General features: G+C 67.4%; 24 protein-coding genes. 6 read left to right on the plus strand and 18 right to left on the minus strand.

Annotated features, from left to right (window positions below):
• Positions 1–85 precede the first annotated feature (85 nt).
• Genes msrA through MHZ91_RS23215 form a run of 5 tightly spaced genes read right to left on the minus strand, consistent with a single transcriptional unit; the run spans position 86 to position 3,309 of the window.
• Positions 86–805 carry a peptide-methionine (S)-S-oxide reductase MsrA gene (gene msrA / locus MHZ91_RS23195; protein ID WP_239215898.1) on the minus strand — a complete coding sequence of 240 codons (720 nt, stop codon included), beginning with the start codon at positions 803–805 and terminating at the stop codon, positions 86–88.
• Between the two features lie 33 nt (positions 806–838).
• Positions 839–1,348 carry a peptide-methionine (R)-S-oxide reductase MsrB gene (msrB, locus tag MHZ91_RS23200; RefSeq protein WP_239215899.1) on the minus strand — a complete coding sequence of 170 codons (510 nt, stop codon included), beginning with the start codon at positions 1,346–1,348 and terminating at the stop codon, positions 839–841.
• A gap of 60 nt (positions 1,349–1,408) precedes the next feature.
• Entirely contained in the window at positions 1,409–1,750 is a 342-nt protein-coding gene (locus tag MHZ91_RS23205) for a pentapeptide MXKDX repeat protein (protein WP_175136733.1), read from the minus strand.
• A gap of 40 nt (positions 1,751–1,790) precedes the next feature.
• Entirely contained in the window at positions 1,791–2,579 is a 789-nt protein-coding gene (locus tag MHZ91_RS23210) for a molybdopterin-dependent oxidoreductase (RefSeq protein ID WP_239215901.1), read from the minus strand.
• A 10-nt stretch (positions 2,580–2,589) separates the two neighbouring features.
• Positions 2,590–3,309, minus strand: coding sequence for a cytochrome b/b6 domain-containing protein (locus MHZ91_RS23215; RefSeq protein WP_239215903.1), 720 nt, complete (start codon positions 3,307–3,309; stop codon positions 2,590–2,592).
• Positions 3,310–3,451: 142 nt separating this feature from the next.
• Here MHZ91_RS23215 and MHZ91_RS23220 point away from each other — a divergent pair, with 142 nt between their 5' ends.
• Both MHZ91_RS23220 and MHZ91_RS23225 read left to right on the plus strand, forming a co-directional pair.
• Positions 3,452–4,171: a response regulator transcription factor gene (locus tag MHZ91_RS23220; protein ID WP_175121836.1), complete on the plus strand. Its 720-nt coding sequence runs from the start codon at positions 3,452–3,454 to the stop codon at positions 4,169–4,171.
• Entirely contained in the window at positions 4,168–5,646 is a 1,479-nt protein-coding gene (locus MHZ91_RS23225) for a HAMP domain-containing sensor histidine kinase (RefSeq protein WP_239215905.1), read from the plus strand. Before MHZ91_RS23220 ends, MHZ91_RS23225 begins: the two co-directional genes overlap by 4 nt.
• Positions 5,647–5,652: 6 nt before the next feature.
• Here MHZ91_RS23225 and MHZ91_RS23230 read toward each other — a convergent pair whose 3' ends face one another.
• From MHZ91_RS23230 to MHZ91_RS23280, 11 genes are all read right to left on the minus strand, one after another.
• A complete protein-coding gene (locus tag MHZ91_RS23230; RefSeq protein WP_239215907.1) occupies positions 5,653–8,226 on the minus strand; it encodes a PEP/pyruvate-binding domain-containing protein in 2,574 nt (857 codons plus the stop codon).
• Complete coding sequence (locus tag MHZ91_RS23235) at positions 8,223–8,870, minus strand: TetR/AcrR family transcriptional regulator (protein WP_239215909.1); 648 nt, start codon at positions 8,868–8,870, stop codon at positions 8,223–8,225. Before MHZ91_RS23235 ends, MHZ91_RS23230 begins: the two co-directional genes overlap by 4 nt.
• A 104-nt stretch (positions 8,871–8,974) precedes the next feature.
• Positions 8,975–10,273, minus strand: coding sequence for an RNA polymerase sigma factor (locus MHZ91_RS23240; protein WP_239215911.1), 1,299 nt, complete (start codon positions 10,271–10,273; stop codon positions 8,975–8,977).
• The gene (locus MHZ91_RS23245) at positions 10,270–10,677 is read right to left on the minus strand and encodes a VOC family protein (protein WP_239215913.1); all 408 of its coding nucleotides are present in this window, start codon (positions 10,675–10,677) and stop codon (positions 10,270–10,272) included. Before MHZ91_RS23245 ends, MHZ91_RS23240 begins: the two co-directional genes overlap by 4 nt.
• Positions 10,678–10,717: 40 nt before the next feature.
• The gene (locus tag MHZ91_RS23250) at positions 10,718–11,131 is read right to left on the minus strand and encodes a YciI family protein (protein WP_175121830.1); all 414 of its coding nucleotides are present in this window, start codon (positions 11,129–11,131) and stop codon (positions 10,718–10,720) included.
• A gap of 142 nt (positions 11,132–11,273) precedes the next feature.
• Positions 11,274–11,627, minus strand: a complete 354-nt coding sequence (locus tag MHZ91_RS23255; protein WP_175136725.1) for a YciI family protein — start codon at positions 11,625–11,627, stop codon at positions 11,274–11,276.
• A 94-nt stretch (positions 11,628–11,721) separates the two neighbouring features.
• Positions 11,722–11,913 (minus strand): helix-turn-helix transcriptional regulator, encoded by a 192-nt coding sequence (locus tag MHZ91_RS23260; RefSeq protein ID WP_175121827.1) that lies wholly within the window; start codon positions 11,911–11,913, stop codon positions 11,722–11,724.
• Complete coding sequence (locus MHZ91_RS23265; protein ID WP_175136724.1) at positions 11,910–12,296, minus strand: hypothetical protein; 387 nt, start codon at positions 12,294–12,296, stop codon at positions 11,910–11,912. Before MHZ91_RS23265 ends, MHZ91_RS23260 begins: the two co-directional genes overlap by 4 nt.
• Before the next feature lie 146 nt (positions 12,297–12,442).
• A complete protein-coding gene (locus MHZ91_RS23270) occupies positions 12,443–13,531 on the minus strand; it encodes an OmpA family protein (RefSeq protein ID WP_239215915.1) in 1,089 nt (362 codons plus the stop codon).
• Positions 13,528–14,466, minus strand: coding sequence for a motility protein A (locus tag MHZ91_RS23275; protein WP_239215917.1), 939 nt, complete (start codon positions 14,464–14,466; stop codon positions 13,528–13,530). Before MHZ91_RS23275 ends, MHZ91_RS23270 begins: the two co-directional genes overlap by 4 nt.
• A gap of 180 nt (positions 14,467–14,646) precedes the next feature.
• On the minus strand, positions 14,647–15,222 hold the full coding sequence (locus MHZ91_RS23280; RefSeq protein ID WP_218343617.1) for a GNAT family N-acetyltransferase: 576 nt from the start codon (positions 15,220–15,222) through the stop codon (positions 14,647–14,649).
• Between the two features lie 120 nt (positions 15,223–15,342).
• On the opposite strand from MHZ91_RS23280, the gene MHZ91_RS23285 reads away from it, so the two are divergent.
• Positions 15,343–17,217 carry an NYN domain-containing protein gene (locus MHZ91_RS23285; protein ID WP_239215919.1) on the plus strand — a complete coding sequence of 625 codons (1,875 nt, stop codon included), beginning with the start codon at positions 15,343–15,345 and terminating at the stop codon, positions 17,215–17,217.
• A gap of 44 nt (positions 17,218–17,261) precedes the next feature.
• Here the strand turns inward: MHZ91_RS23285 and MHZ91_RS23290 are convergent, their stop codons facing one another.
• Positions 17,262–18,119 carry a helix-turn-helix domain-containing protein gene (locus MHZ91_RS23290; RefSeq protein ID WP_239215921.1) on the minus strand — a complete coding sequence of 286 codons (858 nt, stop codon included), beginning with the start codon at positions 18,117–18,119 and terminating at the stop codon, positions 17,262–17,264.
• A gap of 72 nt (positions 18,120–18,191) precedes the next feature.
• Between MHZ91_RS23290 and MHZ91_RS23295 the strand changes: the two genes are divergently transcribed.
• The 3 genes from MHZ91_RS23295 to MHZ91_RS23305 all read left to right on the plus strand — a co-directional run bounded on the left by MHZ91_RS23295 (position 18,192) and on the right by MHZ91_RS23305 (position 19,367).
• The gene (locus tag MHZ91_RS23295) at positions 18,192–18,443 is read left to right on the plus strand and encodes a hypothetical protein (RefSeq protein WP_175136720.1); all 252 of its coding nucleotides are present in this window, start codon (positions 18,192–18,194) and stop codon (positions 18,441–18,443) included.
• A 110-nt stretch (positions 18,444–18,553) separates the two neighbouring features.
• Positions 18,554–19,060, plus strand: coding sequence for a DUF523 domain-containing protein (locus tag MHZ91_RS23300; protein WP_175136719.1), 507 nt, complete (start codon positions 18,554–18,556; stop codon positions 19,058–19,060).
• Positions 19,050–19,367: a hypothetical protein gene (locus MHZ91_RS23305; protein WP_239215923.1), complete on the plus strand. Its 318-nt coding sequence runs from the start codon at positions 19,050–19,052 to the stop codon at positions 19,365–19,367. The genes MHZ91_RS23300 and MHZ91_RS23305 overlap by 11 nt, the downstream gene beginning before the upstream one ends.
• Before the next feature lie 93 nt (positions 19,368–19,460).
• Here the strand turns inward: MHZ91_RS23305 and MHZ91_RS23310 are convergent, their stop codons facing one another.
• Entirely contained in the window at positions 19,461–20,057 is a 597-nt protein-coding gene (locus tag MHZ91_RS23310; protein WP_239215925.1) for a hypothetical protein, read from the minus strand.
• Positions 20,058–20,263: the final 206 nt, after the last annotated feature.

Here is a 20,263-nt window from a genome sequence, read left to right on the forward strand (position 1 = left end):
GACCTCCGCAGGCCGCCCTCCGTATCCCAAAGAGGCTGAAGTTTACGATAGGGCCGGCCCGGGGCGTCTGCGCTTCCCCCTAGCGCTATCTGTCCTTCGCGCTCACCAGCACCGGCTTGTCCCGCCATGCCTCCGGAAACGTCTTCGCCAGGTTCTCCACCTTGGGCACATCGTTGATCACGATGTACATGCTGTTCGGATTGCGCACCAGATAGTCCTGGTGATAGTCCTCAGCCGGATAAAACGCCTGAAGCGGTTCGATGGTGGTCGCCAGCGGCTTCGGATACACCCCCGTTTTGTTCAACTGCGCGATATAGGCCTCAGCCACCTTGCGCTGGCTGTCGTTGGCGGGAAACACGGCGGATCGGTATTGCGTGCCGTGATCCGGCCCCTGGCGGTTGAGCTGGGTGGGATCATGCGCGACCGAGAAATAGATCTGCAGCAGTTGCCCGTAGCTGACCTGTTTGGGGTCGTAGGTGATTTCCACGGCTTCCGCATGGCCGGTCCGGCCGCTGCTGACCGCGTTGTAGTTAGCGGTGTTGGCCTGGCCGCCGGCGTAGCCAGAGACCGCGTTGCTGACGCCCTTGACGTGTTGGAAGACCGCCTGCACGCCCCAGAAGCAGCCGCCGGCAATGACGGCTTTCTCCTGTGTGGCGGGCGCCGCGGAAGCATTAGCGGGCTGCTCCGCAGCGGGCGGGGGGATGATGAAGGCGCGTTCGGCGGCGGACGCAGCAGTCGAGGCGATCAGGCCGCCCGCGGTGGCAAGTGCGGCGCAGAGACGGCGGAGGGTGGGGTGCTTGGACATGATGTCGGGTCCTTGTAGCGATGCGGTGGCGGATCAGGCTTGCGGGGCGAAGGTCATGGCCACGCCGTTCATGCAGTAGCGCAGGCCGGTGGGTCGAGGTCCGTCGTCGAACACGTGCCCCAGGTGGCCGCCGCAGTTGGCGCAATGCACGGCGGTGCGGGTCATCCCGAAGCTGCGGTCGCGGGTCTCGCCGACGGCGCCGGGCAGGGGCTGCCAAAAGCTGGGCCAGCCGGTGCCGCTATCGAACTTGGTGGACGACGAGAACAAGGGGTGTTCGCAGCCCGCGCAGGCGAAGGTGCCGTTGCGGTGTTCGTCGTTGAGCGGGCTTGAGTACGGCCGTTCCGTGCCGTCGCGGCGCAGCACCTGGTATTGCTCGCGCGTCAGGCGCTCTTGCCATTGGGCGTCGGTGAGGGTGTAGGGAAAGCTGGCTGCGGGCGCGGCGGCTTGCGCCGGGCCGCTGCGCGTGACCAGCAGCGGGGCGATGCCCACGGCGGCTGCCGCGGCGCCGCCCAGGCCAAGGAAATGTCTGCGTGTGAGGTTCATGGCGAGTTCCGTGCGAATGGTTCGAGCCGGGGGCCGGCGGGCGCGGCCCCGGCGCGAGCGTTACTTCTGCATGCCGTCCTTGCTCATCCCGTCCTTCGACATCCCGTCCTTCGACATGCCGTCCTTCGACATGCCGTCCTTCGACATCGACCCCTTCGACATCGAATCGCGGGACATGGAATCCTTCGACATCGACCCCTTGGACATGCCATCGCGCGACATCGAATCCTTCTTCATGCCGTCGTGCGACATGCCGTCCTTCTTCATCCCGTCCTGCGCCGGCGCTTCCTTGGACATGCCGCTTTTGCTCATGCCTTCCTTGCCCATGGTGTCGGCAGCGTAAGCGGCCGTGGCGCCGAGGGCCAGGCACACGGACAATGCGGCGGTGGTGAGTTTGTTCATGATGCGTTCCTTTTGACAGTGAAAAAAAGCGGGAAATCACCTAGCTGCCGCCGAACCAGTTGTAGCCCTGGTCCTCCCAGTAACCGCCCGGGTAGGTGTTGGTGACGAAAATCGCCTGGATGTGCTTGGGGTTCTTGTAGCCAAGCTTGGTGGGCATGCGCAGCTTCATGGGGAAGCCGTATTCGGGGGGCAGCGTCCGGCCGTCGTACGTGAGGGCCAGGATGGTCTGCGGGTGCAGCGCGGTGGGCATGTCGATGCTGGTGTAGTAGTCGTCGGCGCACTTGAAGCCGACGTATTTGGCCGACAGGTCGGCGCCCACGCGCTTCAAGAATGCCGAGAACGGCACGCCGCCCCATTTGCCGATGGCGCTCCAGCCTTCGACGCAGATGTGCCGCGTGACTTGATCGACTTGCGCCATGGCGCGCAGTTCGTCCAGCCGCCAGCCGCGCTTGTCGGCCACCATGCCGGTGACCTCCAGCCGGAACGATGCCTCGTCCACCTGCGGCACGTCGTCGATGCCGTAGAAGGCATTGAAGGGAAACGGCCGGGTGATCATGGATTCGGGATAGGTCGGCGCGAGCTTGGCCGGGTCGAAGATCCAGCCCTGCACACGGTCGTTGAAGCGGGAGGCGGCCGACAGCGCCTGTTCGACGCTTTCGTCGTCGGACAGCGAGCACCCGGACAGCATGGCCAGGCCGCCCAGCGTCAGGCCGCGGCGCAGGAAGGCGCGGCGCGAGGGCTGCTCGACGCGCTTGTCCAGCAGCTTTCCGGCTTCGCGCAGGATGGCCGGGGCGTCCAGGCCCGGCAGGAGGCGGCGTTTTTCGGTCATGGCGGGTTCCTTATTTGCCGCGGATCATGGTGAGCAGGCTGCGGGGCACCAGGGCGACCATCGCCAGGTGCACGGCGACGAAGCCGGCCAGCAGGGCCATCGCGAAGAAATGCACGCGCCGTGCGGCTTCATAGCCGCCCATCAGGTCGCGCAGCAGGTCGAATTGCACGGACTTCCACAGCACGAGTCCGGACAGGATCAGCACGGCGATGTCGGCCATCACGAAGAGGTAGGCCAGGCGCTGGACGTGGTTGTAGCGGCGCGGGTCGGCGTGCGAGAGCCTGCCGCGCAGCGCGGCCAGCAGGTCGCGCGCTACGCCGCCGGGGCTGACCGGCAGGAATTTGCGCCACAGGCGGCCGGTGGCGACGTTCAGCGCCAGGTAGAGCAGGCCATTGGCAAACAGCAGCCACATGCCCGCAAAGTGCCATTGCAGCGCGCCGCCCAGCCACCCCCCCAGCGTGATGCCGTTGGGAAAGGTGAAATCAAAGAATGGCGCGGCGTTGTAGATGCGCCAGCCGCTCATGACCATGACGACGACGGCCAACGCGTTCAACCAGTGCGTCACGCGCAGCCAGCGGGGGTGGATGACGGGAGAAATAGCCGGAGGCGCCGGCTGGCTGGTCCGTTTTTTCGCGGCGGACTCGGCGGCGGTGGACGGTGGCGCAGCGGGCGACAGCGCGCACACCGGCGGGGCAAGCGGCGTATTGTTGAGGGCGGGTCGGGCCAGCATGGCGGTCTCCGGTGGGCTGTCGATGGAGGCATTCTTCCTCCTGGCCCATACCGAAGTCCTCACGCAAAGTTAAATTAATCGTTAACTTTGCCCCGCGCCGATTGGCGACAATAGGCGCATTGATCACGCCCCAGGTTGCCCCATGGATACGCCCCGCCGCGTACTGATAGTTGAAGACGACGCCCATATCGCGGAACTGCTGCGCCTGCATCTGCGCGACGAGGGCTACGCGGTCGAACACGCGGCCGACGGCAACGCGGGCATGCGCCTGCTGGAAGAAGGCGGCTGGGACGCGCTGGTGCTGGACCTGATGCTGCCCGGCATCGACGGCCTGGAAATCTGCAAGCGGGCGCGCGCGATGGCGCGCTACATCCCCATCATCATCACCAGCGCCCGGTCCAGCGAGGTGCACCGCATCCTGGGCCTGGAACTGGGCGCGGACGACTATCTGGCCAAGCCGTTTTCGATGCTGGAACTGGTGGCGCGCGTGCGGGCGCTGCTGCGCCGCAGTGATGCCATCGAACGTAACGCGCGCCAGGACGCCGGCAGCCTGGCCGTGCATGGCGTGTCGATCGATCCGATCGCCCGCACGGTCGATGTCGACGCCCGCCGGCTGGATCTGACGCCGCGCGAGTTCGATCTGCTGCACTTTTTTGCGCGGCATCCGGACAAGGTGTTCTCGCGCATGGACCTGCTGAACCAGGTGTGGGGCTATCAGCACGAAGGCTATGAGCACACGGTCAACACCCACATCAACCGGCTGCGCACCAAGATCGAGGCCGACCCGTCCAACCCGCAGCGCATCCTGACGGTCTGGGGCCGCGGCTACAAGTTCGCGGCGGCGCCCGGGGTGCAGCCATGAAGCGATTCACGTTGACCCAGCGCCTGTCCGGCGTCTTTGCGCTGCTGCTGTTGGCGTGCTGCGGCGCGTCCGCGTGGCTGCAGATCGCGGCCAACTCGCGCTACGAGCAGGAGGTCGTGCAGCGGCTGTCCAGCGGCCTGGCGCAGCACATCGCGGGCTCCACCGAACTGATGGACGCGGGCGGCTGGAAGCCGGATGCCGTGCGCTCGATGTTCGACATGCTGATGACGGTGAACCCGGCGGTCGAGGTCTATCTGCTGTCCAACGATGGCCGCATCGTCGGCGACGCCGCGCCGCCTGGACAGATCAAGCGTGATCGCGTCGACCTGGCGCCGGTCCAGCGGCTGCTGGCCGGCGGCATGCTGCCCATCACGGGCGATGATCCGCGCAGCCTTGACGCGCAAAAGGTGTTCAGCGCGGCGCCGGTGCGCGTGGATGGCCGCGAACAGGGGTATGTCTACGTGGTGTTGCAGGGCCAGGCGCATGATGCGCTGGCGATGGACGTGTCGCGCACGTCGGTGCTGCGCACGACGCTGTGGTCGATTGCGCTGGTGGCCTTGCTGGGGCTGGTGGCGGGGCTGGCGGCGTTTGCGCTCATCACGCGGCCGTTGCGGTCGCTGACGCGAGCGGTGCGCGCCTTTGACGGCGACGACGGCCAGGCGCTGGCCGCGCTGGAACAGCCGGCGGACCAATCGGCGCGCAACGGCGACGAGATCGCGGTGCTGCGGCGCACGTTTGCGCAGATGGGCCGGCGGATCTCGGATCAGTGGCGCGAGCTGACGCGGCAGGACCAGCAGCGCCGCGATCTGGTCGCCAATATTTCGCACGACCTGCGCACGCCGCTGACGTCGCTGCATGGCTATCTGGAAACGCTGCGTTTAAAGGATGAGGCGCTTGATCCCGCCGAACGCCGCCGCTATCTGGACATCGCGCTGGCGCAAAGCCGCAAGGTCGGCCGGCTGGCGCAGGAACTCTTCGAACTGGCGCGGCTGGAGTCTGGCCTGGTGCGCCTGGAACCCGAGACGTTTTCGCTGCCGGAACTGGTGCAGGACGTGATGCAGAAGTTCGAGCTGGCGGCCGAGGCGCGTCAGCAGCATATAACCACGGACATTGCGCAGGCGCTGCCGCCGGTGCGCGCGGACCTGGGGCTGATCGAACGCGTGCTGACGAACCTGCTGGATAACGCGATCCGGCATAGCCCGCCGGGCGGACAGATTGCATTGCAGCTTGGCCTGTCGCGCAACCGGGTGCAGGTGCAGGTCAGCGATTCGGGGACGGGCATTCCGCAGGCGTTGCGCGCCGGGCTGTTCACGCGGGCGTCGGCGCTGAACCGCGGGCCGGGCGAGGCCGGCGGACTGGGACTGGTCATCGTGCAGCGGATTCTGCAGCTGCACCAGAGCGAAATCCGGCTGGTGGACGCAGCAGGGGGCGGGGCGGTGTTTCAGTTCGAACTGGCGACGGCGACGCAAGGGTAGGCGGGTTCAGTCCGGGGCCTCCTCCCGCAGCCGGGTGACTACGCCTTTCACGGCATCGACTTCCAGCATGTCGCCGGTGGCGACCCCTTGCAGAACCCCGTGGACGCTGACGACGGCCGGCACGCCGAATTCGCGCGCCACGATGGCGGCGTGCGACAGATATCCGCCGACTTCCATCACGACAGCGCCCGCGCGCAGGAAAAGGGGCGTCCACGCGGGGTCGGAAGACGCCGCGACCAGAATGCCGCCGGCGGGCATGGACAGGCCTTCGTCCGGCGTGCGCGCCACGAACGCGCGGCCACGTGCGCGTCCGCCCGCCACCGGGGTGCCGCGCCACGAATCTCGCGATGTGGCCGCTCCGGACGCGGGTTGCGGCTGGGACGGCGGCGTGGTCCGGCTTGCGAATTCGGTGATGACGTCGAGGTCCGGCAGCGCGGTCCAGGCCTGCAATCGCGCACGCCGGGCGGCTGCGCGCCGGCCCAGCGCAGAGGCATCCATCCGGCCATCCGCCAGCGCAAAGATCTCGGCCGCGTTCAGATGAAAGATGTCGTCGGCGTTCGCGAGTCCGTCCGGGCCAGCGTTGCGCCGTCCCAATTCCAGCGCGTGCTTGCGGGCCGCGGCCAGATACGCCACGAGCACGCTGCGCGCGGCCTCGCGCTGGTTGCCTTCCAGGCGGGATGCCGCGAGCAGCTTGGCGGCGAGCAGGCGCTGCCAGAACGGCAACGCGCGGCGCACGCGTTGCCATGCCTGCTGCGCGGCGTCGTCCTGACGGGCGCGCAGGGCGGCGGGATCGACGCCGATCAGGTTCAGGATGCTGTCCAGTAGATAACCGGGCGCTTCGCGCCAGCGCGGATTGCGCAGATAGGTTTCGTAGACGGCGCGGTGGCCGTAGCGATGCAGGAAGTTGGCAAAGGCGTTCCTGAACGGACTGTCTTTGGGCAGTGCCGTTCCCCACGCGGCATCGTCGCGGTTGGGCCCGCGCAGCCACGCGAGCGCTTCGGCGTCCTGCTCGGCCAATTGCGCCAGCGCCATGAGCGCATAACCCTGCTGCGCCGTGACGCTGGGATCGCCGCCCGCCATCAGCGCGGCGGTCAGCGCGTGGCCTTCGCCGGGCACGGCTTTTTCCACCATGTCGAGCAGCTTGGACAGCGCACCGCCGCCTGAACCCTGCAAGAAGAACAATTGATCCGCGGCCAGGACGGTCTGGAACTGTTCGCGCAACTGCGCGCCCAGCGCGGCGTCGGAGGCGGGCAGCGGCGCGTCCAGCCAATCCTGCGCGCGGGCCAGAAGCCGGGGCAGGTCGGTGGCGGCCTGGCGGCGCAGCGGCGCGGCCCGGCGCAGATAGCGCACGATGCGCAGGCCGTGCCGCAGCCGCTGCACGGCGGTGACCGGCGGCACACGGATCTCGGGCTGCGGGCCGCCCAGCAACGCGTTCATGTCGCGCGGACTGACGCCCAGCGCGTCATGGCCGACCCATTGGATGACCGAGGCATTCAGATAGGCGCGCCCCTGGAACAGTGCAGCGAGGGGCACGCCGGGGAGCGTGCGGTAACCGCTCAACTCGAAGCCGCAGGTCAGCATCCGCTGGGCCATGACGCGGCCCGCATCCCATTCCAGGGCTGACATGGCTTGCGGCAGGACCTCGCGGGTATTGCCGCGCGACCAGTAATCCGGCTGGTCTTGCAGCGCGGGATAGGTGTGGCGCGCCGACGCGGTCACCGGGCGCGCCTGCACGATCCAGAACCGGTCGCCGTCCCAGGCCCATTCAAGGTCGTACGCCGCGCCGCTGTAGTCCAATGCGCGGGCGGCGTCGCGGGCAATGTCGCCCAGCGTCTCAGCCTGCGCGTCGGTCAGCACGGCTTGCGCGGCGCGGGCGGCGGGCGTGTCGGTCAACTGTGTGCCTGCGCCGGTGGCGGCGGGCTGCGTGGCGTGACGTTTCGCGCCGATGCGCCGCGAGACGACCGGCCAGGCTTGGCGCAGATAGTCTTCGCGCAGGCGGTAGTCATCGCCGTCCGCCTCGCCGTTCACAAGCGATTCGCCCAGGCCCCAGTTGGCGTGGATGACCATCTCGTCGCGGCGGCCCGTGGCGGGGTCGATGGTAAAGGCGATGCCCGACGCCTGTGCTTCGATCATCGGCATGACGACGACCGCCATGCCGGTCGCGCCGTCGATCGGCAGGCCAAGGCGCTGCCGATAAGCCTGCGCCTGCGGCGTCCATAGCGAATCCCAGATAAGTCCAAGCGCCTGCTCGGCGGCATCGGGTCCGCGCACGTTAAGGCAGGACAAATGGATGCCGGCGAACGACGCGCCGGCGGAATCTTCTTGAGGCGCCGACGAGCGCAACGCAAGGGGACGGTCCAGCCAGCCGCGTTCATGCAACGCCTGGCGCAGCGCTTGCATGATGGCCGGCGGCACGTCCTGGCCGGGCCGGTGCCCGGCGCTGGCCTGCGCCGCCAGCACGAAGCCGTCGGGCACCGGCACCCCAAACTGCGCCATGCGGCCCAACTGCCAGCCCTTGCCGCCCGCCGCTTGCGGACCGGCCTGCGCCGCGGCCGGCCAGTCCAGCACCAGGGCGGTCATGCCGCGCTCCCGGCAATACCGTGCACGAACAGGGTGATGGCGGCGTCGAATTCCTGCTGAAGCGACGCGCCGGGCTGGTCCAGCCAGCGCAGCAGGGCACCCAGGTAAAGGAACTGAAGATGATGGGCGAGCAGTTCGGCGTCCATGTCGGACCGGGCCTGATTGGCGGCCTGCGCGTTCTGGATCAGCGCGGCAAACACACGGTGCAGGCCGCTACGCGAATGGCGCTCGTCGTTCTGCGTGCCCGCCTGCATGGTGGCGAAGCGGTAACGCAGATAAGGGCCAAGGTAAGCGCGGTGCGATTCGGCCCAATCCGCCGATGCGTGCAGCAGCCGCGTCAGCCGTTCGGCGAAGGTGGGCAGGACTTGAAGCGCGGGCCATAGCGTCGTCAGCGACCCGGCCAGCTCGCCGTGGAAGCGTTGCGCCAGCAGCGCCTCTTTGACGGGAAAGTGGTTGTAGAGCGTGCCCTTGGACACGTCGGCCTGCGCGGCAATCTGCTCCATCGTGACGGCGTCGTAACCGAGGGCTTCGAACAGGCGCCAGGCGGTCTGTGTCAGATGGTCCACCGTCTGCTGGCGCTTGCGTTCGCGGCGGCCGATGTCGGTGGGGTCCGCGCCGGACAGGAGGAGATGGGAGTCAGGCATGATCAACCAAATAATTAGACGATGTTGAAAAGTATACGTCGTCTAATAATTTGGTGTTTTGAACCGGCGCCAGGCGGTCGGGCCCGAGGCAGCGTCGCGCTCCCTCAATCGCCACTGACGTCGCCCGTTTCCCCGGACATTTCCCGCGCGCGCGCCAGCAGCAGCTCGCGTTCGCGGGCGTTGCGGGTCATGCCGGCCGCGCGTTCGAATTCTGCGCGGGCTTCGGCCTTGCGGCCCAGCCTGGCCAGCAGGTCGGCGCGCACGCTGGGCAGCCAGTGATAGTTCGCCAGGGAGGGCTCCGACGCCAACTGGTCAGCCAGATCCAGGCCGGCCTGCGGGCCGAAGGCCATGCCGATCGCGACGGCGCGGTTCAGCGCGACCACGGGCGACGGCGCCGCCTGGGCGAGCGCATCGTACAGCGCCACGATCCGCATCCAGTCGGTTTCCCCAGGCGTACGGGCCCGCGCGTGACAGGCAGCCAAGCCGGCCTGCAGCGCATAGGGCCCACGCGCGCCGCCCAGCGCATCGGCCCGGTCCAGCGCCGCCAGCCCGCGCCGGATCAGCAGCGGATCCCAGCGGCGGCGGTCCTGCTCCATCAGCAGCACCGGCCGCCCCTCGGCATCGGTGCGCGCATGCAGGCGCGACGCCTGCAGTTCCATCAGTGCGACCAGACCATGCACCTCGGCCTCCGACGGCGTCAATTCCGCCAGAATGCGGCCCAGGCGCAGCGCTTCGTCGCACAGGCCAGGCCGCATCCAGTCATCGCCCGAGGTCGCGGAATAGCCTTCGTTGAAGATCAGATAGATGACTTCCAGCACCGAGGCCAGACGCGGCGCACGGTCGGCGGCCGAGGGCACCTCGAAGGGCACGTTGGCGGCGGACAGCGTGCGTTTGGCGCGCACGATGCGCTGCGCGATGGTCGATTCCGATGCCAGGAACGCGCGCGCGATCTCGGCCGTCGTCAGCCCGCCCAAGAGGCGCAGCGTCAGCGCCACGCGGGCCTCGGTGGACAACAGCGGATGGCAGGCGGTGAAGACCAGCCGCAGCAGATCGTCGCCGATGTCGTCCTGGCGCGCCGCATCCAGCGCGTCGACGAAGTCGGGCTCCACGTCGGCCTGCAAGGCTTCCAGCTCGTGGCCGATCTGCTCGTGCTTGCGGGTGTGCAACGCATCCAGCCGCAGCCGGTCGCGCGCACGGTTCTTTGCGGTGGTCATGAGCCATGCTCCGGGATTGTCCGGCACGCCCGTCTGGGGCCAGCGCTCCAGCGCCGCAACCAACGCATCCTGGGCCAGCTCTTCGGCCAGCCCCACGTCGCGCACCAGACGCGCCACCCCCGCGATGACGCTGGCGGCCTCGATCCGCCAGACCGCCTCGATGGCGCGATGCGTGGCCGCCTGCGTCATGCGCCGGTCGCTTCGCCGGGAACCATGTAGGCGAACTCCCAGATGTGCCCATCCAGGTCCTCGAACCCGTGCGCGTACATGAAGCCGTGGTCCTGCGGCGCGCGCGGCGCCGTGCCGCCCGCGGCGACGGCCCGCGCCACCAGCTCGTCGATCTCGGCTCGGCTTTCGCAGGACAGGCAGACCAGCACTTCCGTGGTCTGCGTGGCGTCCGCCACCGGCTTGCCGGTAAAGCTCTGGAAGAAATCCTTCACCAGCAGCATCACGTAAAGGTTGTCGCCGACGACCATGCAGGCGCCCTGGTCGTTGGTGAAGTCGGGATTGAAGCTGTAGCCCAGTTTCTTGAAGAATGCCTGGGACTTCTGCATGTCGTTGATGGGCAGGTTGACGAAGATCTGCTTGTGCATGGCGTGTCTCGCTTGATGGTTCAGGGTGGGACGCAGGGGATCAGACGTTCGGCGTCGGCATCTGGCGGAAGCGCTCGACTTCCTTGCTGGGCTCGAAGTCGTCCAGCTCGAATACCTGGCGCACCTCGATCTCGCAGTCCTGGCCGGGGAAGGGCGTCGGAAAGCGCATCGCCCACTGCATTGCTTCTTCCCGGGAACGCACCTGGATCATCGTGTAGCCGGCGATCAGTTCCTTGGTTTCGGCAAACGGCCCGTCAAGCAGCTTGCGTTCGCCGCTGCCGTCGTACCGCACGCGCCAACCTTTGGACGTCGGGTGCAGGCCGTTGGCGTCCAGCAACACGCCGGCCTTGACCAGGGCTTCGTGATAGGTCGCCATCGAGGCAAGCAGGCTGTCGTCCGGCATCTTGCCGGCTTCGCTGTCGGGCGTGGCCCGGACGATGATCATGAATCGCATCTGAGGTCTCCAGGGGAGGGATAGCAAGGCCGAAAGGGGCGCTTGTATAGAGACGACGAACGGCAGCGCGCCAGATCGACAACAACATGCGGTGATCAGGGTAAATACTGAGTCGGCGGCCGCCGACTCGCGTGCCCTCGCCCTACATGAAGCAGGGCCCCAACTCCCGGACTTCAACCGTGGCCCACTGCGCGGCGGGGCATTCGGCGGCCAGCGCCAACGCTTCTTCGCGCGACTCGCAGGTCAGAAGGAAGAATCCGCCGATCATTTCCTTGGCCTCGGCGTAGGGGCCGTCCATCAGTTGGCGTTCCCCGTCGCGCACGCGCAGGCGCACGCTTTCGGTATCGGACTTGAGGGATTCGGCGCGCGTGAGCAGGCCGCGCGATTGCAGGGATTCGGCGTAGCGCACCATCTGCGCATAGGCCTCGCGCCCTTCTTCGGGCGTGCGCTGGGCGCGCTGGCCCACCGGTTCAACGATCAGCAGCATGTAGGGCATGGGGACTCCCGCTTGGGGACTGCGGTCGCCGCGAACGGCGGGTCCGCTAGGTTAACGCCGATCCCCGCGTCGGCGCCATGCCGGAAATTGCGCCTTAGCCTTCCTGGAAGATCGATTCGATGGATGTTTCAAACACGCGGGCGATGGCGAAGGCGAGCGGCAGGCTCGGGTCGTATCGGCCGGTCTCGATGGCGTTGACGGTCTGACGCGAGACGTCCAGCCGTTCGGCCAACGCGGCCTGGCTCCAGCCGCGCTCGGCGCGCAGTTCGCGGATGCAGTTTTTCATCGATGGCGCAACGTGTCGACGATGGTGGTGAACGCCCAGACGCCGCCCATCAGCGGCCAGACCACGAACATGCTCAGTTTGGGAAAGCCAGCGATTTCCAGGAAGCCATACGTGAACGTGACCCCGGCGGTGACGGCTGCGGCAATGGCCAGGTGTTCCAGCGTGGTCTTGCGGATGAATTCGTCGGACTGGCGCACGGCGCGCACGACGGCTCGCAGCGCCAGCAGAAACGCCAGCATGGGCGTGAGCAGCACGACGGTGCGCAGGGCGCCGGGCTGCATGTCGAGGCTGAGCCACAGCGCGCCGGCCAGAAGTACGGCATACAGCGCCATCGAGAAGCCCAGTTCCTTGAAATAGCGGCGCTTGGCCTGGAGTTGATTCATGGGAATGCCCTTGTTGATGTAAAGCGTGCTTGACATTCTGGCGGCCGTGCGGCGGTATGTCAAGCGTCCTTTACATCACGAAAGTACGGCAAGCGGGCAATAAAAAACCGGCCTGCGCCGGTTTTTTCAAGGGAAGGAATCGCGGATCAGGATTGCGCCGGGGTGGCGGGCGCGGGCGCCGTCATGGCGTTCGCAGGCGCTTTGGCGTCCGGTGTGGCCGCCTTCGCCGTGGACGGCGTTGCCGCCGGCTTGGACGGTTCGCCCGCGGGGGCGGCCGCTTGCGGCGCGGTGGGCGGTTTGCCAGCGGCGGGCGCCTGCGGGGCGGCGGCGGTCTTGGCCTGCGGCGGCGTAATGTCCATGATGAGCTCGACGCGGCGGTTTGCCGCGCGGCCGGCTGCCGTGTCGTTGGACTCGATTGGGCGCGTTTCCGCGTAGCCCACCGCGCGCAGCCGCTGCGGCGTCACGCCATCGCGCACCAGCTCGCGCAACACGCTGGTGGCACGGCTGCTGGACAGCTCCCAGTTCGACGCGAACTGCTTGGTCAGGATCGGCACGGGATCGCTGTGGCCTTCGACCGAGACCTGGTAGTCGTTCTTGTTGAGGATGCCGGCCAGGCGCTTGATCACGTCCAGGCCCGCGGTGCTGAGCGTGGCTTGGCCGGAAGCGAACAGCAGTTCGTTGCTGATGCGAAAGCTGACCGACTGCTCGTTGACGATCACGTCCACCGAATTGCCCAGGTCCGCCAGGCCCAGCGATTCCTTGGACGGGGCGGTCAGCGGCGGGGCGGCGTCAGCCACGACAACTTCGTCTTCGGCCAGCGCGGGCGCGGCCGCGGCGAGGGCCGGCCCGGGCGTGGGCTGCGCTGACCAGCTTGCCGGGATCTGCACGGTTTCGAATTCCGAATACTCGCCGTCGTACTTGGGCAGGCCGCTGGCGCCCAGCGTACCGACCAGCTCGACGGGCTGGCCGGATTTGCCGGAGCCGCCGCCGTACATGGCGACGGCCAGCATGACGACCAGCATCGCGAGCAGCAGCGTGATGAGATCCAGATAGCTCAGCAGCCAGTTCTCGGAATCCTGCTCGACGGCGTCTTCGACGTGCCAGCGCGCATAGCGGTCCTGGCGGTCGCTGTCGCTAGGGCGCCAGGCGCTCGCCGCCGACGCCTTCTGCGCGCGCAGTTGCGCCTGGCGGGCCTGCTCGATCCGCTGCGCAAGGGAAGGGGAAATCAGGCTCATTGACGCGCGGAAGCGGGGCGGGCGATGGAGACGGAGGCGGCTGCGGTGGCGCGGGCGGGCGAGCCGGCGGCCGGCGCTCCGGCGGTCGGCGCTCCGGCGGCCGGCGCAGTTGCGCCGGGCTTGACCTGGCCTTCCGTCTTGGCCTTGGGCTTGGCGTCGGCGCCGCCGTCGTAGATTTCGTCTTCGACGTGCATGACGAAGGAATTCAGGGTCTCGCGCACCATGGCCGGACCGCGCTTCTCGCACATCATCGAGATGCCTTGCAGCACCATGTTCATCGATTCCACGCGACGCGCCGTACGGCGTTCCAGCTTCAGCGCGATCGGCTTGCAGATCAGGTTGGCGAGCAGGATGCCGTAGAACGTGGTCATCAGGCCGATGGCCAGCTGTTGGCCGATGGTCTGCATGCTGCCATCGCCCAGGACGGCCATCAGGTTGATCAGGCCAACCAGCGTGCCCAGCATCCCGAAGGCGGGCGCAAAGGTGGCCATGACGCGGAACATCTGGGCCTCGGCCTGCTCACGGGCGCGCAGGCGGGCGACGCGCCACTTCAGCAGTTCGATGATCTGGTCTTCAGGCGTGTTGTCGATGATGAGCTGCACGCCCGTGCGCAGGAATGGGTTCGAGACCTTCTTGAGCTCGTGCTCGACCTTGTGGACGTCGGCGTTCATCCAGAGCTGCGCCATCGACACCAGTTCCTCGATGTCGCGCTGCTGGTCGTGCTGGTCGTTGCGGAACACCGTGCGCACCAGTTTGAACACGCGCACCACTTCCTGCAGCGGGTACGCAATGAACAGCGCGGCGCAGGTGCCGCCCAGCACGATCGCCAGGCCCGGCAGGTTGAAGTACAGGCTGGTGTCGTTGGCGGACAGTGCCACCACGATGATCAGGGTGAGCAGGCCGACAACGGCGCCGATGACGGTAGACGGATTCATGGATCTTGCCCGAAAACATGGCATCCCACGCGCGGAATGCCGGATTGTCGGGAATTCTAGCCAGCGCAAGCGCCGGTCAATTGGCCGGAAAGCGGGGCGAAATAGGCGGTAAGCGCCGGCTTAATCGGGCAGTCAGGCGGGCGGCGCGCCGCCGATTCGCGGGCGCAAATCGGGGACGGCCTAGGCTTGCCGCGTGGCGTCCTGCTGCGCCAACCATTCCTCGCGCGTGATCTCCCAGATCTCGGCGGGATGCCGTCCGCTGACGAAGCCGCGTTCTTCGGTGCCCACCAGCCGCATGCCGCTGCTTTCCGAAATCCGCCTCGAGGCCGTGTTGGCGATGGCCTTGGGCGCGCGCAGCACCGGTTTGCCCAGCACGTTGAACCAGTAGGCCGTGACGGCCGCGCTGGCTTCGGTCATGTAACCCCGCCCTTGATGCGCCGGATCCAGCCAGAAGCCGCGGTTGTTGCCGGGCTCGTCGTCCATCAGGCTGACGACGCCGATCAGCTGGTCAGGCTGCGCCCGCGTGCGCACCGACCAATGCCATTGCGTTCCGCGGCGCATGGCGGGCAGGGCGGCGTGTTGCAGGAATTGGCGCGCGCCATCGTCGGGATATGGCCAAGGCACCTTGTCGGCCAGAAAGCGCACGACCTCCCATTGGGCAAACGTGCGCTGGATGGCGTCGGCGTCGTCCAAGGACAGGGGGCGCAGCACCAGTCGGTCGGTGACGAGTTCGGGCGGCGGCTGGGTGTCGGTCATGGCGGCTCGGGGCGGATGAAGGGGGAGACCAAGCGGAAATGTATATCATGGGCGAATTCTGGCGGTGTAAGGCCGGGCATTGCCTGGGCCTGGCCTTCCGACCGCGGCATTGGAGAGAACATGAACAACCCCAACGAAAACGTCAGCATGGCGCTTTTCTGCGACTTCGAGAACGTGGCGCTGGGTGTGCGCGACACCAAATTCCAGAAGTTCGACATCCGGCCGGTGCTCGAGCGCCTGCTGCTCAAGGGCAGCATCGTCGTCAAGAAGGCGTATTGCGACTGGGAGCGGTACAAGGAATTCAAGGCGCCGATGCACGAGGCCAATTTCGAGCTGATCGAAATCCCGCACGTGCGCCAGTCCGGCAAGAATTCGGCGGACATCCGCCTGGTCGTGGACGCGCTGGACTTCTGCTATACCAAGTCCCACGTCAACACCTTCGTCATCATCAGCGGCGACTCCGACTTTTCCCCGCTCGTCTCCAAGCTGCGCGAGAACAATAAGAAGGTCATCGGCGTGGGCGTCAAACAGTCCACGTCCGACCTGCTGATCGCCAACTGCGACGAATTCATTTTCTATGACGATCTGGCCCGCGAAGGCCAGCGCACCGCCGAGGCGCGCCGCGACAATCGCGGCGTTAGCGCCCAGCGCCGCTCGCCCGACGAGGAGCGCCGCCGCAAGGAAGAGCAGGACGCGCGCAAGACGCGGGCGGTCGAGATGGTGGTCGAAACGTTCGAGGCGCTGATGGCCGAACGCGGCGACAGCGGCAAGATCTGGGCATCGGCCCTGAAAGACGCCTTGAAGCGCCGCAAGCCCGATTTCAACGAGTCCTACTATGGCTTCCGCGCGTTCGGCAATCTGCTGGAAGAGGCCCAGTCGCGCGGGTTCCTGGAGGTCGGGCGCGAAGAGAAGTCGGGTACGTATGTCTATCGTGATGGCTCGGGCGAGGCATCCTCTGCCGAGGCTGGCGAGGCGCATGGCGCGACGAGCGCAGACGCGGCGGCCGATGCCGCGGCGGCCGTTGCCGGCGAGGCGCCGAGCGCTAACGGCCGTAACAGCCGCAAATCGCGCGGTGGCCGCAAGACGGCGGGCGGCCGGACGGCTGGCTCGCACGGCGAGGGATCGGAGCGGGATGAGACCGTGACTGTATCGCCGGACGGATCCGCCGAAGCTGCGGAGGCTTGGAAACAGCCTGATGCGCCGCAGCAGACGGAAGACGGCACGGTGGTGGATGTGTCGGCAGCGCCGGGTCAAGCAACTGGCGGTGATGCCGCGGATGGCCCGTCGCAGGCGCGCGGCGGCAGGCAGGCTGATAACGGCCGGCAGGGACGGTCGGGCCGTCGTGGGCGGGGAGCGAGAGCGGGTGATGATGCCCGGCAAGCAAGTCATTCGGCGTCCGGGGAGGACGCCGGTCAGCCGCGAGGTTCGGTTGAGGGGCGACCCTCGTCTGAAGGGCAGGGTTCGACGGACCGGCAAGCTTCGCCCGACGTGCATGCGTCGTCGGAACAAAAGGCTCCGGCCGAGCGGCAGGCTCCGGCTCGCCAGCGCGAAGAAGTGACTCCGCCGGCCTTTGCGCGACCGGTGCCTCCGCCGCCGCAGTCGGCGCTGGTCTCCGGTCCGCCGCCGGTGGTGAACGTCGCCGAGTGGACGTTCGTCGCGCCGCCGGCCAACACCCAACGCGAACGCCGAGGCGAGGCGTCAGATCCCTTCGCCGGCGCGCCGCGATCGGCCGCGGCGGGCAGGTCGGACGCTGCATCCCAGGCCGCATCCGAATCCGCTTCCGAAGCAGCTTCCGCAAAGCCCGCCGCCAAAACCGCGCGCGGCGCCCGCAAGACCACGGCCAAGGCGCCATCCCAATCGGAGAACACGCCGGCCCAAGTGGAAAAGCCAGCGGCTCCCGCCGCCGAGCCCGCCACGGCCGTCAAGCCGGCGCGCAAAACACCCGCTCGAAAGACGGCGCCGCGCAAGACCGCAAAGAAGACCGACGCGGCCTGAACGTGGACTGCCCGGCCCGTGCCGGCCTGCACTGAGGAAACGCGTCAGACGGCCCCTTGCGCGCCCGTCTGCTTCCGATGCTGGCCGGGCGTCACGCCCAGGTCGCGCTTGAACATGGCGATGAACGCGCTGACATTGTCATAGCCCAGTTCCAGCGCCACCGTCGTCACGGAAGCGCCCGCGGCCAGCATTTCCTGCGCGCGCATCATCCGCGCCCGTTGGCGCCAGGCGCCCACCGGTAAGCCCGTTTCGGCCAGAAAACGGCGCGCCAGCGTCCGTGACGCCATCCCGATACTGTCCGCCCATGCGTCGAGCGGCCGCGTGTCGGCGGGTTGGTCCGAGAGAGCCCGCGCCACCTGTTGCAAACGAGGATCCCGCGGCAATACCAACGCCGAGCCCGCGCGCGGCAGGCTGCGGATTTCGTCGCGGATCACCCCAACAATGCGACGCCGGGCGGGACCGCTTGCCTCATCATCGCCCCAGCTCGCCGCGCGCTCGATCGCCGCGAGGAGCAGGTCCGACGCCTGCAACACGCACGGCGATTGCGGCAGGCCCGTGCACGCGGCGGGATTGAGGTAGACGCCGTAGCCCGAGTAGGGACCGTGCGAGCGCAGCCCATGCGGGTGGTCGGGCGGAATCCAGACTGCCTGTTGCACCGGAACCACCCACTGCTGTTCTGCCGCGTACACGGTCAACAGGCCTTGCCACGCGCCCAGCAGTTGCCCGCGCACATGCGAGTGCCTTTCCGTGTGGCGCAAGGCGCCGTCATTCCTGGCGACTGCAATGAGCCGTTCCCCGCGCCGCTCGTTGGCGCGTTCCGGCACGAGCAGCGGGGTGTCCGGGTCTCTGGAAGAAGCAGGAGCGGGGGATTGAGGGTACGGTGGCTGAAACACGGTATTCATTGTCCTGAATGACGCAGATTTGCCGGCTGGTCGGACGTATCGTAGCGCTTGTGTCCAACCCAGGAGCGAATCATGAAAGCCCAGGATGTCTTGCCGGATGGCATGAACCAAGAAACCTTCAACGGCATCGCGGTGCGCAAGGGAACGGTCGGCGCGTTCCTGGCAAATGTCCGTGTGTGCGCCGACCCGACGTCCTCGGACGAAACGCAAGCCGCCGCGCGGCGCGATATCCAGGACGCCATGCCCGCGCTGCGCGCGCTGGGGCTGTTCGACCTGTTGGAGGTGCGCGATCCGGCGCTCCGTGAATGGTTGCAAGGGCTGTAGGCGTTACGTGCGCTGGCGCAGCCCCGTTGGCGCTGATCTATGATGCCGGCTTGCATCACCTCTTCGGCCGCACCGCCCCACGGCAGCAAAGCGCCCGATTACACCCTCCCATGCAATTTGTTCTGATCAGCTCCTGCCTCCTGGGCAACCCCGTGCGGTACGACGGACGCGGCGTGCCTCACGGCGACGCCGTCCTGGCCCGCTGGCTGCAGGAGGGGCGTGTGGTGGCAGTCTGTCCGGAGGTGGCGGGTGGTATGCCGATCCCAAGACCCCCGGCGGAAATCGAGCCGGGCAGAGACGCGGCCTCGGTGCTGGCCGGCGGTGCGCGCGTAGTGTCGGTGACGGGCGATGACGTAACGGCGCCTTTCCTGCACGGCGCGCACGAAGCGCTGGCGGCCGCGCAGGCGCGAGGCATCCTTATGGCCGTGCTGAAGGAGGGCAGTCCGTCCTGTGGCAGCGGTTATGTCTACGATGGTCATTTCGCGCGCCGCCGTCAGCTCGGCATGGGCGTGACGGCGCAATTGCTGCGCGGCGCAGGGCTGCACGTCTTCAGTGAACACCAATGGGCCGAAGCGGAGGCATTCCTGGCCGGACTGGAGGCAGGCGATGCTCGCTGAGGTTGGCGACTGGCTGGTGCTGGCCGGCGTAGCCCGATGCGGCTGCCTGGCCTGGAAGGGGATCGTTCGCACCCATCGCGGCGTCGCGTTTGCCCGCGGGGCCGCGCTGGCAAGCCTGGTCCTGTCCGCCGTCTTCTTTTACGCCTGGTATGCGCAGTATCTGCGGTGGGAATTCAACGAGTTGGGCCGCTACTACGATCCCGTTGAACAGGTCGTCTATACGGACTCCGGATTCGTCTGGGTGCTGCCGGCGGGTGCTCTATTGGCTGTCGGCTTGATGTTTGCCTGGCGCGGCTGGCGCTGCTGAAGCGGGGCGTCAAACGTGGCTACAAGTGCGCCGGCATGCAGCAAGTGCAGGCCGGCGCGTCAGGACTGCTGGAAATATCCGATACCGCGCTCGTCAGTTGGCGCGATATCCGCGGCTGGTCATGCAGGAATCCAGCGCGCGGTTGTAGGAATCTACCATGATCTGGGTGGTCCACTGGGTGATGGTGGCGGGATCGTAACCGCTCTGGTTCATGGCCCAACGCTGGCAATCCGTGGTGGCGTTTGCCTGGGCGACATTGACAGGGGGCGCAGACTCGTATTGCACGGGCGCGTACTGAGGCACCGGCGTTGAATAGGCAACCGGCGGCGCTTCGTAAACCGGGGCGTTGTAGACCGGCGCGGCTTCATAGACCGTCGTCCCATACACGGGCGTGGCGTACAGCGGCGGACTCGTGTAGCCCACCCCAGAGGAATAGACTCCGGTCTGCACGTACGAAGGCCCCGAATTGGCCGCGAGCAGCAGCCCGACCGTCGCGAGCGCAAAGGCTCCGCCTATCCACCAACCGCTGGAACTGCTGCCACCGCCGCCGCCGTGATGATGGTGATAGCCGCCTCCATAGCCGCCACCATGGCCGCCCCAATTCCCGCCACGCCCGCCAGCCACAGCCGGCGCACCGGCAACTGCCAGCGCCAATGCCGCAATGGCCACCCGGCCTGTAAACCGCTTCATGATCTTGCTCCTGAGCCGACCGGCGGCGGCACTGCGCCAGACGCCGGACGATAGGCGTACTTTACTGCTCGGGCGCGCCAATTAAGTGTCTCAAGCGATACGGGGATTTCAACTGATTTCAACGCTGTGACAAGACGCTAGGCGGGAGTCGCCGCCTGGACCGAAGGGTGACCATTTGATCCTGTTGCAGTGGCGGAAAGCGCGGA

It is taken from the genome of Achromobacter sp. ACRQX, from assembly GCF_022346505.1.
Taxonomy (GTDB): Bacteria; Pseudomonadota; Gammaproteobacteria; order Burkholderiales; family Burkholderiaceae_B; genus Achromobacter; species Achromobacter animicus.

Coding starts and splice junctions, on each gene's coding strand:
- msrA (WP_239215898.1), bottom strand. CDS start 805: ATGTCCAAGCACCCCACCCTCCGCCGTCTCTGCGCCGCACTTGCCACC.
- msrB (WP_239215899.1), bottom strand. CDS start 1,348: ATGAACCTCACACGCAGACATTTCCTTGGCCTGGGCGGCGCCGCGGCA.
- MHZ91_RS23205 (WP_175136733.1), bottom strand. CDS start 1,750: ATGAACAAACTCACCACCGCCGCATTGTCCGTGTGCCTGGCCCTCGGC.
- MHZ91_RS23210 (WP_239215901.1), bottom strand. CDS start 2,579: ATGACCGAAAAACGCCGCCTCCTGCCGGGCCTGGACGCCCCGGCCATC.
- MHZ91_RS23215 (WP_239215903.1), bottom strand. CDS start 3,309: ATGCTGGCCCGACCCGCCCTCAACAATACGCCGCTTGCCCCGCCGGTG.
- MHZ91_RS23220 (WP_175121836.1), top strand. CDS start 3,452: ATGGATACGCCCCGCCGCGTACTGATAGTTGAAGACGACGCCCATATC.
- MHZ91_RS23225 (WP_239215905.1), top strand. CDS start 4,168: ATGAAGCGATTCACGTTGACCCAGCGCCTGTCCGGCGTCTTTGCGCTG.
- MHZ91_RS23230 (WP_239215907.1), bottom strand. CDS start 8,226: ATGACCGCCCTGGTGCTGGACTGGCCGGCCGCGGCGCAGGCCGGTCCG.
- MHZ91_RS23235 (WP_239215909.1), bottom strand. CDS start 8,870: ATGCCTGACTCCCATCTCCTCCTGTCCGGCGCGGACCCCACCGACATC.
- MHZ91_RS23240 (WP_239215911.1), bottom strand. CDS start 10,273: ATGACGCAGGCGGCCACGCATCGCGCCATCGAGGCGGTCTGGCGGATC.
- MHZ91_RS23245 (WP_239215913.1), bottom strand. CDS start 10,677: ATGCACAAGCAGATCTTCGTCAACCTGCCCATCAACGACATGCAGAAG.
- MHZ91_RS23250 (WP_175121830.1), bottom strand. CDS start 11,131: ATGCGATTCATGATCATCGTCCGGGCCACGCCCGACAGCGAAGCCGGC.
- MHZ91_RS23255 (WP_175136725.1), bottom strand. CDS start 11,627: ATGCCCTACATGCTGCTGATCGTTGAACCGGTGGGCCAGCGCGCCCAG.
- MHZ91_RS23260 (WP_175121827.1), bottom strand. CDS start 11,913: ATGAAAAACTGCATCCGCGAACTGCGCGCCGAGCGCGGCTGGAGCCAG.
- MHZ91_RS23265 (WP_175136724.1), bottom strand. CDS start 12,296: ATGAATCAACTCCAGGCCAAGCGCCGCTATTTCAAGGAACTGGGCTTC.
- MHZ91_RS23270 (WP_239215915.1), bottom strand. CDS start 13,531: ATGAGCCTGATTTCCCCTTCCCTTGCGCAGCGGATCGAGCAGGCCCGC.
- MHZ91_RS23275 (WP_239215917.1), bottom strand. CDS start 14,466: ATGAATCCGTCTACCGTCATCGGCGCCGTTGTCGGCCTGCTCACCCTG.
- MHZ91_RS23280 (WP_218343617.1), bottom strand. CDS start 15,222: ATGACCGACACCCAGCCGCCGCCCGAACTCGTCACCGACCGACTGGTG.
- MHZ91_RS23285 (WP_239215919.1), top strand. CDS start 15,343: ATGAACAACCCCAACGAAAACGTCAGCATGGCGCTTTTCTGCGACTTC.
- MHZ91_RS23290 (WP_239215921.1), bottom strand. CDS start 18,119: ATGAATACCGTGTTTCAGCCACCGTACCCTCAATCCCCCGCTCCTGCT.
- MHZ91_RS23295 (WP_175136720.1), top strand. CDS start 18,192: ATGAAAGCCCAGGATGTCTTGCCGGATGGCATGAACCAAGAAACCTTC.
- MHZ91_RS23300 (WP_175136719.1), top strand. CDS start 18,554: ATGCAATTTGTTCTGATCAGCTCCTGCCTCCTGGGCAACCCCGTGCGG.
- MHZ91_RS23305 (WP_239215923.1), top strand. CDS start 19,050: ATGCTCGCTGAGGTTGGCGACTGGCTGGTGCTGGCCGGCGTAGCCCGA.
- MHZ91_RS23310 (WP_239215925.1), bottom strand. CDS start 20,057: ATGAAGCGGTTTACAGGCCGGGTGGCCATTGCGGCATTGGCGCTGGCA.